This is a genomic window from Rhizobium sp. SJZ105, from assembly GCF_007828365.1.
Classification (GTDB): Bacteria; Pseudomonadota; Alphaproteobacteria; order Rhizobiales; family Rhizobiaceae; genus Agrobacterium; species Agrobacterium tumefaciens.
The window spans coordinates 157,603-174,064 of the sequence record NZ_VIUP01000002.1 but is presented as its reverse complement, the minus strand read 5'-3'; the positions used below and the strand labels follow the sequence as shown (position 1 = coordinate 174,064).

General features: G+C 57.0%; 11 protein-coding genes. 4 read left to right on the top strand and 7 right to left on the bottom strand.

Annotated features, from left to right (window positions below):
• Nucleotides 1–51 precede the first annotated feature (51 nt).
• Complete coding sequence (locus tag FB593_RS09970; protein ID WP_112296452.1) at nucleotides 52–1,872, bottom strand: methyl-accepting chemotaxis protein; 1,821 nt, start codon at nucleotides 1,870–1,872, stop codon at nucleotides 52–54.
• 146 nt (nucleotides 1,873–2,018) lie between these two features.
• The gene (locus tag FB593_RS09965; RefSeq protein WP_112296451.1) at nucleotides 2,019–3,353 is read right to left on the bottom strand and encodes an aspartate aminotransferase family protein; all 1,335 of its coding nucleotides are present in this window, start codon (nucleotides 3,351–3,353) and stop codon (nucleotides 2,019–2,021) included.
• 146 nt (nucleotides 3,354–3,499) lie between these two features.
• On the opposite strand from FB593_RS09965, the gene FB593_RS09960 reads away from it, so the two are divergent.
• From FB593_RS09960 to FB593_RS09945, 4 genes are all read left to right on the top strand, one after another.
• Nucleotides 3,500–4,048, top strand: coding sequence for a cupin domain-containing protein (locus FB593_RS09960; protein ID WP_003510910.1), 549 nt, complete (start codon nucleotides 3,500–3,502; stop codon nucleotides 4,046–4,048).
• A 616-nt stretch (nucleotides 4,049–4,664) separates the two neighbouring features.
• Nucleotides 4,665–5,345, top strand: coding sequence for a sugar transferase (locus FB593_RS09955; RefSeq protein WP_003510909.1), 681 nt, complete (start codon nucleotides 4,665–4,667; stop codon nucleotides 5,343–5,345).
• 194 nt (nucleotides 5,346–5,539) lie between these two features.
• Nucleotides 5,540–6,826: a polysaccharide biosynthesis/export family protein gene (locus FB593_RS09950; protein ID WP_013761580.1), complete on the top strand. Its 1,287-nt coding sequence runs from the start codon at nucleotides 5,540–5,542 to the stop codon at nucleotides 6,824–6,826.
• Between the two features lie 7 nt (nucleotides 6,827–6,833).
• Nucleotides 6,834–8,102 (top strand): O-antigen ligase family protein, encoded by a 1,269-nt coding sequence (locus FB593_RS09945; RefSeq protein WP_013761579.1) that lies wholly within the window; start codon nucleotides 6,834–6,836, stop codon nucleotides 8,100–8,102.
• A gap of 19 nt (nucleotides 8,103–8,121) precedes the next feature.
• On the opposite strand, the gene FB593_RS09940 is transcribed toward FB593_RS09945, so the two are convergent.
• From FB593_RS09940 to FB593_RS09920, 5 genes are all read right to left on the bottom strand, one after another.
• Nucleotides 8,122–8,616, bottom strand: a complete 495-nt coding sequence (locus tag FB593_RS09940; protein WP_013761578.1) for a hypothetical protein — start codon at nucleotides 8,614–8,616, stop codon at nucleotides 8,122–8,124.
• A 137-nt stretch (nucleotides 8,617–8,753) separates the two neighbouring features.
• The gene (locus FB593_RS09935; RefSeq protein WP_003510897.1) at nucleotides 8,754–10,118 is read right to left on the bottom strand and encodes an HlyD family type I secretion periplasmic adaptor subunit; all 1,365 of its coding nucleotides are present in this window, start codon (nucleotides 10,116–10,118) and stop codon (nucleotides 8,754–8,756) included.
• A gap of 8 nt (nucleotides 10,119–10,126) precedes the next feature.
• A complete protein-coding gene (locus FB593_RS09930; protein ID WP_013761577.1) occupies nucleotides 10,127–12,349 on the bottom strand; it encodes a type I secretion system permease/ATPase in 2,223 nt (740 codons plus the stop codon).
• A 76-nt stretch (nucleotides 12,350–12,425) separates the two neighbouring features.
• Nucleotides 12,426–14,447, bottom strand: coding sequence for a hypothetical protein (locus FB593_RS09925; protein ID WP_111827596.1), 2,022 nt, complete (start codon nucleotides 14,445–14,447; stop codon nucleotides 12,426–12,428).
• A gap of 151 nt (nucleotides 14,448–14,598) precedes the next feature.
• Complete coding sequence (locus tag FB593_RS09920) at nucleotides 14,599–15,561, bottom strand: hypothetical protein (RefSeq protein ID WP_035199459.1); 963 nt, start codon at nucleotides 15,559–15,561, stop codon at nucleotides 14,599–14,601.
• Between the last annotated feature and the right edge of the window lie 901 nt (nucleotides 15,562–16,462).

The window sequence follows — 16,462 nt, the reverse complement described above, 5'->3', positions numbered from 1 at the left end:
AATCAAAGCGCTTCGATACTGCTGCTGCCGGCTCGATTTGCGGCAGCGACCTCAGGCCACGCGACGGGTAACGTCGCGGCTACCGGCACTTTCCATTTCCAGACGGAACCGCGATACAAGCGAGCGCAGCTTTGCCGTTTCGGCGGCGAGCATTGCAGAAGCCGCGGTGGACTGCTCCACCATGGCCGCATTTTGCTGGGTGGCATGATCCATGGAGTTTACCGCCGCGTTGATTTCGGCAAGGCCGGTCGATTGTTCGGTCGCCGATGTGGCGATGGCGTTCATATGGCGATCGATGCCGGCGATACGCTCGCCGATCTCCTTCAGCGCCGTGCCGGTGTCGAGAACCAGTTTCACGCCGCTTTCCACTTCCGTCGAGGATTGCCGGATATGATCGCGGATTTCGCTTGCGGCCTTTGCTGCGCGCTGGGCGAGATCGCGCACTTCCTGCGCCACTACCGCAAATCCCTTGCCGGCTTCACCGGCGCGCGCGGCTTCCACGCCTGCATTCAACGCCAGAAGATTTGTCTGGAAGGCGATCTCGTCTATGGCGCCGACGATGCCGGTGATCTGCCGGGACGAGGTTTCGATGCGGCGCATCGCCTCTTCCGCATGGCTGACAACCTCCACAGATTTCAGTGCGCTGTGGTTGGCATCGGTGGCGGCGAGCCGCGCTTCGGCGGCACGCTTGTTGGCGTTTGAAACATTGACCGTGATTTCATCGAGAGCTGCTGCGGTCTGTTCCAGAGACGCTGCCTGATTTTCCGTGCGGCGGGAAAGATCGCCGGCACCTGCGGCGATTTCCCGGCTGCTGCCGTCAATCGTGCTGATGCCATCGGAAATGGCGAACAGCGTTTCGCCGAGTTGACGCACTGAGCTGTTGAAATCGTGTCGCAAGGCCTCGAATTGAGGGGCAAAGGGCTGATCGAGCTGAAAGGCCAGATCGCCCGATGCCAGCCGTTTCAGTCCTGTCGCAAGACCGGAAGTGGCGATGCGCAGCCGCTCAGACGCATCGTCCTCCGCTTGCTGTCGCGCGGCCGCCTGATCGGCTTCTGCCTGCAGTCTGGCTGCTGCGGCCTGTTCTTCGAGCGCCCGATTGGCAATCGCCGCCTGCCGGAATATTTCGACCGCGCCGGACATGGAGCCGATCTCATCCTTCCGGTCCATGCCGGAAGGAGGTTGTGACGTGTCGCCGCTGGCAAGGATTTCCATCGTCTTCGACAGGCGCAGGATTGGACCCGTTACCGTTTTGCGGGTGAGGATAAAGAGGCCTACGCAGAAGAGTGTCGCCAGAACCAGCAGCCCTTCTAATACGAGCTCGATTACCGCCTTCGTCTCCTGGCTTTCCGCGACAGTTGCTTCGGAAAGCGCGTCGATCTGTTCGCTCGCCGTTTCCATCGCGGTTTCGAGAGTGGTGAACTGGCGCATGAAGTCCGGAATCATTTTTGTCGCCGCGCCCGGATCGGCGTTGACGAGGCCAACCACCGTTTTGGCGCTTTCAAGATAGGACTGAAGCGGTTTTTCAACGCTCTCAATAACGGCTTTGGCGTTCGTACCTTCGGTAAGCGCCTTGTTTAGCTTCAATGCTTCAAGGAAAGTGGCTTCATGTTCGGCAAGGTCGGCCTTTACCGCGTCGAACGACAGGCCCATCGTATCATTCGTGGAAAGAATGGCTGCCAGCACGTCTGAGCGCAGCGCATCGTGCATCATGTCGGCACGCATATGATTATGAAGTATCTCGGCGGACCGCGATACATCCGTACTATTGCGATTGAGCGTATTCGTCGCCCAGATACCGACCCCCGCCGCGCTTCCGGTGATGGAAAAGATCGCAATGCTTGCCAATATAATTTTTTTCTGAATCGACGCCATGAGGCCATTCCCGCTCGGTTGGTTATACTACGGGAAATTAATAGAATATGCTTAAGAAATGATCTATTTTTGTTGCGGTCTTGATAAATGCAAAAAAAAGGCTGCAATAGAAATTGCAGCCTTTTGTTTATTAGTGATTTATACTTTTAATTCGCTCTTTTCAGCGCGTCGCCCAAGATAGAGACGATATCGTCGAAATGGGATTTTTCGGCGATAAGCGGCGGCGAAAGGGCAATGATATCGCCCGTGACGCGAATGAGCAGACCGCGCTCGAAGCAATCCACGAAAACGTCATAGGCGCGTGCGCCGATAGCTCCATCACGCGATTGCAGCTCGATGCCGGCGATGAAGCCGATGGTGCGGATGTCGATGACATTGGGCAGGCCCTTCAGCGAATGGATGGCGTCGTGCCAGACATCCTGCATTTCTGCCGCGCGGGTAAAGAGCCCTTCGTCGCGGTAGATGTTGAGCGTGGCGATGCCGGCGGCGCAGGCAACCGGATGTCCGGAATAGGTATAGCCGTGGAACAGCTCTATCTGGTTGTCAGGCCCATGCATCAACGCATCGTGCACCTTGCGGCTGGTAAAAACCGCACCCATCGGGATTGCGCCGTTGGTCAGCCCCTTGGCGGTGGTAACGATGTCAGGCGTCACGCCGAAGTAGTTGCTGGCAAAGGACGAGCCCATACGGCCGAAACCGGTGATAACCTCATCGAAGATCAACAGAATGCCGTGCTTGTCGCAGATGGCCCGCAGGCGCTCCAGATAACCCTTCGGCGGCACCAGCACGCCGGTGGAGCCGGCAACCGGTTCAACGATACAGGCCGCGATTGTTTCGGCCCCATGCAGAGCAACCAGCCGTTCCAGATCGTCTGCCAGTTCAGCACCATGCTCGGGCTGGCCCTTTACGAAGCTGTTTTTCGCCAAATCGTGGGTATGACGCAGGTGGTCGGCCGGGATTTGCGGAAAAACACGGCGGTTGTTGACAAGGCCGCCAACGGAGATGCCGCCGAAACCGACGCCGTGATAACCGCGCTCACGGCCGATCAGACGGCTGCGGGTGCCCTGACCGATGGCGCGCTGATAGGCGATGGCAATCTTCAGCGCCGTATCGACTGATTCAGAACCCGAGCCGGTGTAGAACACGCGGTCGAGCTTCGCGCCTTCCGCGCCGGGCGCGATTTCCGCCAGCCGCTCGGCGAATTCGAAGGCGACGGGATGGCCCATCTGAAACGAGGGCGCATAATCCATGGTCGAAAGCTGGTGTTTGACGGCGGATGCAATCTGGTGGCGGCCATGGCCGACATTGACGCACCACAGGCCAGCTGTGCCGTCGAGAACCTGACGACCGTCATTGCTGGTGTAATACATGCCCTCCGCGCTCGTCAGCAGGCGGGGATTGGCCTTGAACTGCCGGTTGGCGGTAAATGGCATCCAGTAGCTGTCGAGTGAGGTGGAGTTGGATCGGTTGGGGTTGTCCATAACGGTTCTCCTGTTCGGTGCCGGTGATTGAAAGGTATTTTCCGGGCTGAACAAGCCCTTTTCTCGCTGTGGCCAAGCCATTGAAAATGTTATAGGCGGGAAAGGTAGTTTTCGATATTTCGAACAACGGCAACGGGGGATCACGCATGTCGGTGGATATAGGCGGGCGTTTGCGCCATTTGCGGCTGCGTCACAATATTTCCCAGCGTGAACTGGCAAGACGTGCTGGTGTTACCAATTCGACGATTTCCCTGATCGAATCCAACACCTCCAACCCGTCCGTCGGCGCGCTGAAGCGCATTCTCGACGGTATACCGATCGGCCTTGCCGAATTTTTCGCCTACGAGCCGGAGACCAGCCGCAAGGCATTTTACCGCGCGGATGAACTTGTCGAAATCGGCAAAGGACCGATATCCTTCCGGCAGGTGGGCGAAAATGTTTTCGGCCGCAGCCTGCAAATCTTGAAGGAATGTTATCAGCCGGGTGCCGATACCGGCAAGGTGCCACTGGTCCACGATGGAGAAGAGGGGGGTATCATCCTCTCGGGGCGTCTGGAGGTGACGGTAGACGAGGAGCGGCGGGTTCTCGGTCCGGGGGATGCCTATTATTTCGAAAGCCGCAGGCCGCACCGCTTCCGCTGCGTTGGTCCAGTGCCGTGCGAGGTCATCAGCGCCTGCACACCACCCACCTTCTGATTCTATGGCTTTCGCGTAAACTCACGCCGGAATGGTGGTCGGACCGTTTCAGCCGGAGATAATATGGTCCAGCCGGAGAGATTTTCTACGATCCGACCGAACTTTGATACGGGTTCCTGCCATTATTTTGCCGCTTTTGCGCCGCTTTTGCAATTTTTCCATCGCTTTTTCTTGGCGAAGTTGGCGTGCCGGCAAAAAAATCCCGGCTAATATGTCAAATTTTATATGCATTGCCACAATCTTGCTGCGCTGCAAAAAAATTTAATATTCTTCCTGACGCATGGCTGTTCTTGGCGTTCCTGTCTCACCTGATTAAGTCACAAGAAACATATAAGAAAAGACTATCTGTTGTCGAAAACGCAATACATGCGGGAGCGGTACCCATGCTCTCAACACATGGCCGCCGGCACATTTGTTGCTTTTTTATGCAACCGTTAATATTGCCCTGACGTTGATCGGCCGCTCTCGCAAGAAATCGCATAGACGGTCAGGGGCAATGTGCCTTACAAAAAATCCATTAGCATCAAATTCAGAACACAGACTTGTTATCTCTTTTAGACGGAAAGACACGCCTCCGGGCACCGACCAATCGCAAAACATAAATGGAGTTCTCTCTATGAAGTCCGCGACCCAATCGGCTGAACAGACACTCAGCAGTTCCGAAGACTTCGATGTCAGTTTCCCTATCGGGGGCATCGCAAAACGCAGCTTCGATATGACATCGGCCCTGCTTGCGCTGCTCATCTTCAGCCCGATTTTTCTGTTGATCGCCGCACTGGTGAAATTGTCCGATCCCGGCCCGATCTTTTATGGGCACCGGCGTGTGGGACATAATGGCCGCTATTTCCATTGCCTGAAATTCAGGACGATGGCGATGAACGGTGATGAAATGTTGCGGCAATATCTTGCCGCCAATCCGGAGGCCGCCGAGGAATGGCGTGCGACCCGCAAACTCAAGAATGATCCGCGCGTAACCGCAGTTGGTGCCGTGTTGCGCAAGCTCAGCCTTGATGAGCTGCCGCAGCTTCTCAACATCATCCGCGGCGAAATGAGCGTCGTTGGCCCGCGCCCCGTCGTCGACGAGGAGCTGAGCTACTACGAAAGCGATGCCGCCTATTACCTCAGCACCCGTCCGGGCCTGACCGGCCTTTGGCAGATCAGCGGCCGCAATGACGTAAGCTACAAGACCCGCGTGGCTTTCGACACGCAATATGTGCAGAACTGGTCGATGCGACAGGACGTCTTCATCATCGTCAAGACCATTCCCGCCGTGTGCCTTTCACGCGGAAGCTACTGAAAACCGATATTGAGTTTGGCTTTATCGATCTTTGTTTTGCCACGCACCCTGACCGGGATCCCAAGTCCGGTCTTTGGGTGCGTCATTGGTGCAAATCATAATGGCCGCTTTTTGCGGCGCTGTGCAGCCGGCACCGTCCGGCTGCTCTATCGCCTGATCGCCCGCGCGGCGATCCGCAAACAGGGAGTTTCCCGATGAACGGTCCTATTGCCGTCGCCAGCCGTCCGCTTGCAAAAAGAACCGCCGGACGCACTTTCTCCGCCCTTCTGCTTGTTGCATCCGTCGCATTCGGAGCGCCGCTTTCCGCAATGGCTGCAGAAGGCGCTCAATACAAGCTTGGCACCGCCGACAAGCTGCGCATCCGCGTTGCCGAATGGCAGCCGGCCGATGGCAGCATCCGCAACTGGGATGTCATCAACGGCGATTATTCCGTCGGCCCATCCGGCGCGCTGTCGCTGCCCTTCATCGGCCAGCTGGATGTGGCGGGGAAGACGTCTGCAGAGGTCGGTGAGGCGATTGGAGCCCAGCTTCAGAGCAAGTTCGCCCTTCGCAACCTGCCGTCGGCTTCTGTCGAAATTGCCCAGTTCCGGCCGATCTTCCTCAGCGGAGATGTACAGACGCCAGGCGAATATCCCTATGCTGCCAATCTCACGGTGTTGAAGGCCGTAAGCCTTGCCGGCGGGTTGCGGCGCTCCGATGCCGGGCAGCGTTTTGCCCGCGACTTCATAAATGCCCGCGGCGACGCAGCCGTTTACGACAACCAGCGCGCAAGGCTGCTTGCCCGTCAGGCGCGGTTGATCGCCGAGGTCAAGGGTGACACGGTCATTGCCAAGACGCCGGAGATGGAAAAGATTGCCGAGATCGACGCGCTTCTCGCCAGCGAAAGCGCGCTGATGAAATCGCGCACCGAGCGTTACACTTTGCAGCTCAAGGCACTGACGGATCTGCATGCGCTTCTGGAAAGCGAAGTCGAATCGCTGAAAAAGAAATCGGAAACGCAAAACCGCCAGCTCGAGCTTGCCAATGAGGACCGAGACCGTGTCAACCGGCTGAACGAGCAGGGCCTTGCACTATCGCAACGGCGTATTTCCGCGGAAGAACGTGCAGCGGAGGTGGAAGCCGCACTGCTTGATATCGACACGCAGTCATTGCGGGCCAAGCAGGATATCAACAAGGCGACCCAGGATGAAATCAACCTGCGCAATGACTGGGTGGCACAGCGCTCCAAGGAATTGCAGGACACGGAAGCGGAACTCGACAAGCTCAATCTGCAACTGGGTACAAGCCGGGAATTGATGTCGGAGGCGCTCGCACAATCGGCTGAGGCGATCCGTTTCGATCCGTCGGGAAAATCCGCGACAATCAGCTACGTCGTGGTGCGTGAGGAAAACGGCAAGCCGAAAGAAGTGAAGGTGGATGAAAACGCCATGCTTCAGCCAGGCGACGTCATCAAGGTCTCGTCCGAAATCCTGATGCAGTGAGGTTTTCATGCGGATCGCCAAATCGGCACTGATCGATCCCGAACGCAATGAGGTCTACGGAATGGCGGCGATTGCGCTGTCATTCTTCGTTTTCGCCTATTCGTCGCGTTTCGGGCAAATCTCGATTCTGGCCTATTATGGCATGTGGCTGCCCCTTGTAGTGGTCAATTACCGGCGCGTGCTGGGTAACTATCCGCGCTATCTGTGGATATTCGCCTTCGGCATCCTGACCGTGCTGTCGAGCTTCTGGTCGGAGGCAGCATCGGTCACCATGCGCGCTTCCATCCAGTATATGACGCATATCGTCTGTGCACTTATCGCCATGCGGGTGGTCTCCATCCGCACGCTGACACGTGGGGCGTTGATCGGCATCACCGTCATTCTGCTCTATTCGCTGCTGTTCGGTGTCCACCTTTTCGATGCGCTTGATGGAACCTACAGTTTTGTCGGGGCTTTCTCATCGAAGAACCAGCTTGGCTTCTACGCCTCGCTCGGCGTCATTTTCGCCGTCTCATCCGTGCTGATCCTCAAGCAAAGGGGTATCTGGCTGCCGGTCGCGGGCATCACCGGGCTCCTATCGGCCTATAGCCTAATTGCTTCGCAATCGGCCACATCCACCATTACCACGGCGGCGGTGGTCGCCCTCATCATCGGTTTCATCCCGATTGGCATGCTTTCACCGGCCAACCGCAAGATGACCTTTTTCGCACTCGGCGGTATTGGCATATTGCTGGTGGTTGCGTCACTGCAGTTCGGCTTGCTTGATGCCATTCTCGGCCTTTTCGGCAAGGATTCGACACTGACAGGACGCACCTATCTCTGGCAGCAGGGCATCGAAGCGGCAAAGCAGACACCGATCCTCGGCGTTGGTTACCAGGGGTTCTGGGTGGTGGGTTTTGCCGATGCCGAGCGCCTGTGGAACGACTTCTTCATTACCGGACGCAGCGGCTTCCATTTTCACAACACCTATATCGAGACGGTGGTGGAGAATGGCATCGTCGGCATGGTTCTGCTCGGCATGGTGCTTTACGGAACGCTGCTCGGCCATCTGCGCTCGGTCCTGATGCGCCAGCGCGATCCGCAGGGCGTCATTCTCTTTGCCATCTGCGCGCTGTTCGTCGTCCGCTCCTTCGTGGAGATCGATATCATCTTCCCATTCCAGATCGGTTCGTTCCTGCTGTATTTCGCCGCCGGAAAACTGTGCCTGCCGGCGAAAGCCACGCAGAATAGCGAAACTCATCCCGCGATTGGCGTGCGGTTACAGACGCGAGCCTGAGCATTCGCTCTTCCCGATCCTAGAGGTAATCCGATGAGACGTGCGGGCTGGCGTGGATGAAACTCCACATGTCCTTGCTGACAGAGACGATGTCGGCGATGGATTTCTCGAGGTGTTCGATTTCTTTCTCGTCCATGCGTTCTACCTTGCCGTAACGGACCTGGGTTTCGTCCTCCACCAGTCGCATGAGCTGGGTGCTGGCAATTTCGCCCTTTTCGTCGAAGGAGTAGATGCAATGATTGTATTTGTTGCGCGTTTTCGATTCTTTCTTGAGCCGCGCCATGATGGATAGAATGGTCTTGCGATCCGGCGCCGGCGTTGAGGGAAGTTTTGCCAGACGCTCGATGAGATCCATGCGCGCGCGCGTGGTGTTGAGCGTCAGAAACACGACGATGGCCGCTTCCTTCTCCACTTTCAGGAGATGGACGATCAGATAGATCATCAGGCTTTCGGTGTTGGTCCACACGTAATTCAGCCTGCCGACCATCAGCAATATATCCGACATTGCCGCCATGCTGTTCTCCCGCCCCACCAGACATATACTGGCATTCTATGCCGATCTGGACGGGATTGACAGTGTAGGTCCTTCTGCGTTCCGCATTTTCCCGACGCAAAACCGCCGTCCAACCTTCCTGGAAAAGCGGTATTTCTTCATCTTTCCTTGAATGCTCGGGACATGCTCTCGGAGATAGGCTTGGTCAGATATTCGAAGAAGGTTCGCTCCGAAGTCTGGATCAGGACATCCGCCGGCATGCCGGGAACGGGATGGAAATTATGGACCTTCGCGATCTCCTCGTCTGAAACCTGCACGCGCACGATATAGACGTCCTTAACCTGCAGGCCTGCATTTTCCTCGATGCTATCGGCGGAGACGTAAAAGACCTTACCGTTCAGAACAGGCGTGGTGCGGCGGTTCAGTGCCGAAAGGCGGATCGCTGCCGTCTGGCCTTCATGCAACTGGTCGATGGAGGTTCTCAGAACCTGCGCCTCAAGGATCAGGGGAACGTGGGCGGGCAGGATTTCCATGATTGGCTTGCCGGTGGTGATGACGCCGCCTGCCGTGTGGTAATAGGCGCGCACCACGGTACCGTTGACGGGGGAGCGGATGACGGTGCGTTCCAGCACTTCGGCGGCACCGCGCACTTGCTCGCGCACGCTGTCCAGATCGGCTTCTGCGGTTTCGAGCGCGTCGAGAGCAGCCTGCTTGTTGGCGTTGATGGCAATGACCGCTTCCTGCTTGAACTTGGCGATTTCAGCCTCGCTCTGGTTCATCTCGCCGGTCAGTCGGGCGATATCGCCCATGGCATCGGCAATGGCGCGCTCCAGCGCCAGCATGTCGGTCTTGCGGATGACACCGTCCTTGGCAAGCCTTTCCTTGGAATCACGCTCCTGGGTCAGAAGTGCCAGTTGACGGTCGAAGGACTGCTTCTGCCCCTCATAGCCTGCATAACGAAACTCCAGCGACTTGATGTTCTTTTCGATGAGATTCAGTTGCTCGTCGAGCTTCACGATCTTGCTGTGGAACACGATGTTCTGGCTCTGGATGATGGATTTGATATCAGGATCGCTGGCTTCCTTCATGACGATGTCAGGCACCTTGAAGCTTTTTTGGCCCTGCGCCTCGGCGCGCAGGCGCGTGACGATGGTTTCGAGGCGAAGGCGTCTCAGCTGGAACATGCGCTCGTTGGCGAGCGCCGTCGTCTTGTCGAGCGTCAGAAGCACGTCGCCTTCCTTGACGGTGTCGCCTTCGCTGACCATCATTTCCTTGATGATGCCGCCCTCCAGATGCTGCACGACCTTGTTGTTGCCTGTGGCGACAAAGCTGCCCTGGGCAATGATGGCGGCGGAGAGCGGTGCAGTGCCGGCCCAGTACCCGAAGCCGCCGAAGGAGGCGAGCAGCACGGCAAGACCGATTGAACTGTGGAGGCGAATGGAACGTGGCACTTCGCTGTACCACTCAAGCTGGCCCTGGGGTTTTACCTCTGCGACGGCGACGGCGGTTTTTTTCTTGAACATGACGATCCTCAACCCTCGATCTGCGGAGACTGGCTACTTTGCCGGCCATTGCCGGAAATAGCCTTCAGTACGTCCATCCGTTCGCCGAACATGGCGACCGATCCGTCCTTCAGCACCATTATCTTGTCGACGCACTGAAGAAGTGCGGGTCGCTGGGTGATGGTGACGGTGGTGATGCCCTGTTTCTTGGCGTGCAGAATGGCTTTTGCCAACGCCTGTTCGCCCTGCGTATCAAGGTTGGAGTTTGGTTCGTCCAGAACCACGAATTTGGGATCACCGAAGAAGGCGCGGGCAAGCGCGATGCGCTGCTTCTGGCCGCCCGAAAGCGGTGCGCCATCGGCGGCAACCACGGTTTCGTAACCCTGCGGGAAACCGGCGATCAGCTCGTGTACGTCAGCGAGCACAGCCGCCTCGTAGATCTGCCGGTCTTCAACATCGTCACGCATGCGACAGATATTGGCCTTGATGGTGCCGGGAAACAGCTGCACGTCCTGGGGCAGATAACCGATGCTTTCACCGAATTGCCGCTGGTCCCAGTTGCGCAGGTCCATGAGGTCAAGGCGGACATTGCCGGAAGTGGGAAGGATGGAGCCGACCAGCATCTTGCCAAGCGTCGTCTTGCCGGAACCGGAATTGCCGATGATGGCGAGGGATTCACCTTTCTTCAGCGAAAAGGAAATGCCGTTCAAGATCACCTTCTTCTGCGGCGGCGGCACGAAAAGGATACGTTCCACATCCAGACGCCCTTCCGGATTGGGCAGGCGCAGACGCGGGAAATTGAGCGGTGAGGTGATGAGAAGCTGCTTGATACGGCTATAGGAGGCTGCAGATTTGTTGAACTGATGCCAACCCTCGATCGCCCCTTCGATGGGCGCCAGCGCGCGGCCGGAAATGATGGATGCTGCGATCACCATGCCGCCGGTCAGTTCGCCTGCGAGAGACAGATGCGCGCCCCAACCCAGCAGTGCGACCTGCGTGATCATGCGGGCTGCTTTGGAAACACCTGAGAACATGATGTTGCGATCCTGCGCCGCCACATGCGACTTCAGTGATCCGGCTGTTTCACGACCCCACATCTTCACGGCCTCTGGGATCATCGCCATGGCATTGATGATCTGCGAGTTGCGCGACATGGAATCGAGATGGAAATTGGCGCGGCTCAGATAACCGGAGGCTTCCGCGAACTGTCTGGCGGTGAAGCGCTGGTTCAGCCAGGCTATGATGAACAGCACCGCGCAGCAGACCATGATGATGATGCCGAGATGCGGATGTACAAGATAAACCACCACGATGAAGAGGGGCATCAACGGCGCATCGAGAAAGGCGATCAGGGTGCCGGAGGTAATGAAGGAACGCAGCTGCTGCAGGTCCTGCAGAATCTGGTAGTCCTTGCCGCTGCCATGCAGGGAGGCACGGGCCGCTGCCGACAGGATCGGCGCTCCAAGCTGCACTTCAAGCTCGACAGCGGTGCGCATCAGGATGAAGCGCCGGATGGCGTCCATGAAGGCTTGCAACAGAACCGCGCCGAGAACGGCGACCGTCAGCATGACGAGTGTATCCATGGAGCGGCTTGTCAGGACCCGGTCCGAGATTTGAAACAGATAGAGCGGGATGGCAAGCAGCAGAACGTTGATGGCGATGGTGAACAGCATCACGATCGCCATGTTGCGCCGTATCGCGGCGATGCCCTTGGCGAGGCTGGCGGCGAAATTGACGGGTTCACTGCGCTTGTGGAAGCCGCTCTGGCTTCCGCCGCCGCCTCCGCCACCGCCGCCATTCTCCGTCGGCTCCTTGCCGTTGCCGCCGCCGCCCGTCACCGGACGGCGCTCGTTTTCACGGATAGGCCCGTCATTATTGTCGATGGTCTTGACGAAGGGCAGGTCGGGTGCGCTTTTCAGCTCGGTATTGTCCACCTTTGCTTCCGGCTCCGGCGGTGAGGCGGGGCGCCGGTCTTGCTGCGGCGGCACTGGCCTTTCCTGCGGAACGTCACGCATTTGCGGTTGTTCGGCGTATGGGGAATGTTGTGGAAGGGGCCGGGGCGGTGTGATCTCAGGGGAGGGCGAGGCTGCTTTCACGGTCGGTTCCGCGCCGGACAGGTGACGCAGGTTTTCGACGGCCTCGTTTATGGCCGAAATGCAGGCATCAGTCAGCTTGCTGTCTTCCGCATCCTGATCCAGCGGCAAGTCCAGCGAGTGCCCGGCGGTAATGGTTTTTCTTGAAATATGATCCATTTTTTTATTAATCCCCTCGGTGATCTCGCGGTTTCTGCGGCTTTGGCGGCGGGTGTTTCTCCCCGCCTGTCAAAACCTATGCAGTGACCGCCTGCATGACGTCGGATGAATGCGCGCTCGACCACGACATGTCGTGACCGGCGTTGATGACGCCATCGGATTCATTCTGAATGGTGGCGGGATCGTCGTGCAGAAACGCGATCACTTCGTTTGCCAGCTGCTGGCCTTGGTGACCCGGTTGCGACGCATCATTTTCGATGATGCCGCCCTGTATAAGGATAGCATCCGAATAAAGCCCGCCCGCGACGTAGGTGGTGGAACCGAAGCTGTCGTAATCGATAATCTGCGCGAGATTGATGACGGCGTTGCTGCCGGTATCGATATGGATCGTGACGTTCTCGTTGTTTTCCAGAATCTTTGCGGCTGCCTGCGTCACATAGTCGGAATCGCCCAGCACGCTCACCTGTTTGATGATGCTGACGTCATAAAGATTGCCAGTGATGTAAAGGACGTTGATCCCCTGATAGCCCGCAAAATTGGCATCGTGGGCAAGCGCGTCCGGCATGTTCGGATCACGCTCGTTAATCGCTTTCACCGTCTGCGCCATATAGTCCGGCATGGTTTCGAAACGGTCGTTGCCACCGACATTGTGGATGCTGGCGTCGTTCCACAACAGGTTGTTGCCGGACTGAACGGTGGCGCCCTCAGGCGCGTCGGGGTTGGCGCGGATCCAGTCATTGTCGTAAAGCACGGCGATCTGGCTGATGAGGTTCATGTCCAGCACATTGCCGCCGACGATGACCAGATCGTACTGCATGCCGATGCCGAGGAAATTGGCGATGTTGAGGGCAGCGTTGCCACCGCTCAGCAAGCTGACGCTGGCACCCGAAGAGGTAACCGTCAGTGTGTCGTTGTCGCTGATGAACTGGTACTGCTCGATCCAGTGGACGAAAGACACGTCTCCCTCGAGGACGCTGACACGCCAGGCAGTGGGAAATATTGGCGGTTCACCACTATCGTGGCTGCTATCGGCGCTTTCTGCACCCGGATAGACACTGCGTGAGAAGGTCGCAATATTGTAGGCGGCGGTTGCGTCATGGTCTTCGGACTGCGTGAAAACGGAATCGACCTCATCGCGGTCGCTATAGACATAGGCCTGGGTGATTGCGTCGATCTGGTGATAATCGCCCATGACGGTGGTGACGGAGGCCATGACGGCAGTATTGACCAGCGTTGCTATGTTGGCGACGACATTTGCGCCGGCAGCCACATCGAGGCTGTTTCCGGCGGGGCTATCCTCATGCAGCGAAACATCGCTCTTTTCCGGCTCTTCAGCGGGCTTGGCAATGCCACGATCCGGCATGAAGTCGTCGAGCGTTGGCTTTTCGCTTGCCATGGAGCCATTGATGTAGAGGCCGTTGATGTCATTGCCAGCGAGAACGAAATCCTGTTCAGCGCCGGTTCCAAGGGACGTCACGTCATTTTCGCGTGCATGGTCGATATAATCATGTGCTGATTTGGCGAGCGCCTGCAACGCGTCGTAGCTGTCGGTGCGCTGGAAAACGGAAAAGGGCGTGAAGACGGCTGCTTCGTTATGGAACTCGACGGTGCGCTGGGTCACGAAACTGGTGTCGCGCGCCACATTGGGGCCGTCCGTCATGTTCAGATAGTCGTCGTCCTGAAGAATATTGACCTGAGTGACATGGGCGATAACCGAGCCAGGGCCGGTGTGAACCACCAGTTCGCGTTCTTGCTCAAAGGAGACACTGCCCGGAAAACGGAAATGCGCCGCTGACATATCGACCGGTATCGCATTTGCAAGCTGCTGCATGTCGTGTTCGACCATGCGGGCGAAATGCGGTTGCAGATAGTCGAAGTCGTAATAGCCGGCGCGATATTTAACGCCGGGATCGTAATCCTGAAGCTGCAAGTCGTAGTTCTTGTCTAGCAGTCTTGCCGCGTCATCATCCGACAACCGGTCTTTGTTCGCGTGTGCCGTGCCTTCGGCATAGTTGCTTCTTAGACGCGCTTCCTCGATCACCGTGTCGAACAGGCCGATGAAATGCGCAATCATGTCTGAAATTCTGTCGATTTGCATTGCAGGTCCCTCCCTGATCATCGCGGCAGAGCCTGGGCGGCGGGCGGCACACGTCCAAGAGGCGGTGCTTCGTCTTCGCGCAAACCCGGTCCTTCAACCGCAAACTGCACCGGCGAATGCCGGTGCAGCTTTTTTCATAGAGAGGTACTCGTCAGGAGCCGCTGTCCTCGCCGGTATCAGAAACATGCGAGTTACCGCCTGTGACCGAGACATCAACGGCATTGGAGAGCATGTTGGCGCCCTGCACCAGTTCCAGATGGAAGCCGGAGTTTGCAAGGATAGCCGATGCATCTGCAGTGCTGGTACCCGCAGCGTCGTCGCCAGCCTTGAGGTCCCATCCCTTGCCGTCCATGCCTTCTGCGCCAAAGGCGTCGCCGGCATTCGCGCTCAGGTGGTTCTGGGCACCACCATTGTCCATCCTGACATCCCAGGCCTGATCCTGATCCGCCAGGTGGTTGGCCTGCACAAGGCTGAAGCCCGTGTCGTTGCCTTCGCCGTTGAGCGAGCTGTTGAGGATATTGTCGACATCAAGCGTGAAGGAGAAGTCGTCACCGAGGTTAAAGGTGAGGTCTCCGCCAGCGATGCCGAGATTGCCGACATCCTTGACGCCGGCGATGTTGCCGAAGTCGTCATCCGACTTGTAGAAACTGTCAGCGGAGTTGAAGCTGTCGGAAGTCGTCGTTGTTGTTGTTGTCGTGTCGTCGTCGGAATAGGAGAAGGTCTTGGTGTCCGTATCCGTGACCGTCTTCACGTTGGTGTCGTTGTCGCTGTACGACTTGCTTTCATAGCTCCAGTCGTAATCGGTCTTGATTTCGGTGCTGGTTTCGGTGCTCGTCTTTACGGTCGTATCGTTGTCGCTGTAAGACTTGCTGTCATAGCTCCAGTCATAGTCGTTGTCGCGATTGTCGCCGTTGCCCACTGCAACGTCGATTTTGGCGTCAACATCCACATTGGTGCTGTTGTCGCTGTTGTCGTTGTTGCGGTTTTCACCGTTTGCGGTGCCGACGTTGCTGTCGTCCACCTTTGCGTCATTGGTCGAGGTGTTGGCGAAACCCTCCGAAAGCGCGCCAATCTTGGTGATGTCGTCGCCCGCAGGCTGTGGATTGTAACCCATGTCGATTTCCTCCGAAAAAGCTCGGAGCAGCTTTCGAAATCCCTCTCATCTAAAACGGGATTTTTTCGCGCTTGCTCCGCGTTGCACAAAGATTGATGTTCTGCAGATGCACTCGGTACGTCTCATCTGCGGCTTGGCATCGGCCCGTAACCGGGCTCTTCTCGTTCAGCCCTTGTGCGCTACTCGGTATTAAGGCGCACAAATCCGTTCCTCGCTCCGTTGGGAGCGCGGTGGCTTCGTCTTTTTGCTTTCGTTATGTCTTGAAAAGGAACCGGCGTTTGCAAACACACGTCAAAGGCCAGGGTTGTCTTTCCATCGGTCACTGTTTGCAGCGACGGTCAGACTGTGCAGCAGAAAAATCGCGCTTCCTAGCTATCAATTCGGGCTAAACATATCGGCACCCTTACCACCAATATATATGTCGGAAGGCGGTCGCATGGAGATTTGCCGCCGGTTCAGACGCAAATAATCGCGCTCAGGCCGGGAAAAGCTGCTTTTTCTAAAAATGTAGTCAATGGCGGTGAGAAGGGTCCCTATCCCGAAATGGCACATTCCGGAAGCTCCTTTGCCGGGCAGGTATGTAAAGGGATATCAACCAAAAGTTATATTTTCCCGGATTGCAAAACCGGAGCGAAAGCTTTTCCGATGTGTTTGTTTTTACACTGGTTCCGGGCTCAACGATTCATTACGGGCGTAACCAATTTTGTACGTCAATTGCAAGAAATAACCCATTTGGGCCATTTCTTTGCACAGCTTTTCGTATTAGCCTCCTTAATTAACGGGTAATTAATGATAGTTGACATGGCGTGAAGCGGGAGTTGCCCCATTTGTTTCTAGGGGTATCCCGGCGAATGACAGAGCACACAACCAAAAAGAACGTAATGCGTAGCGCTTTAGGGGA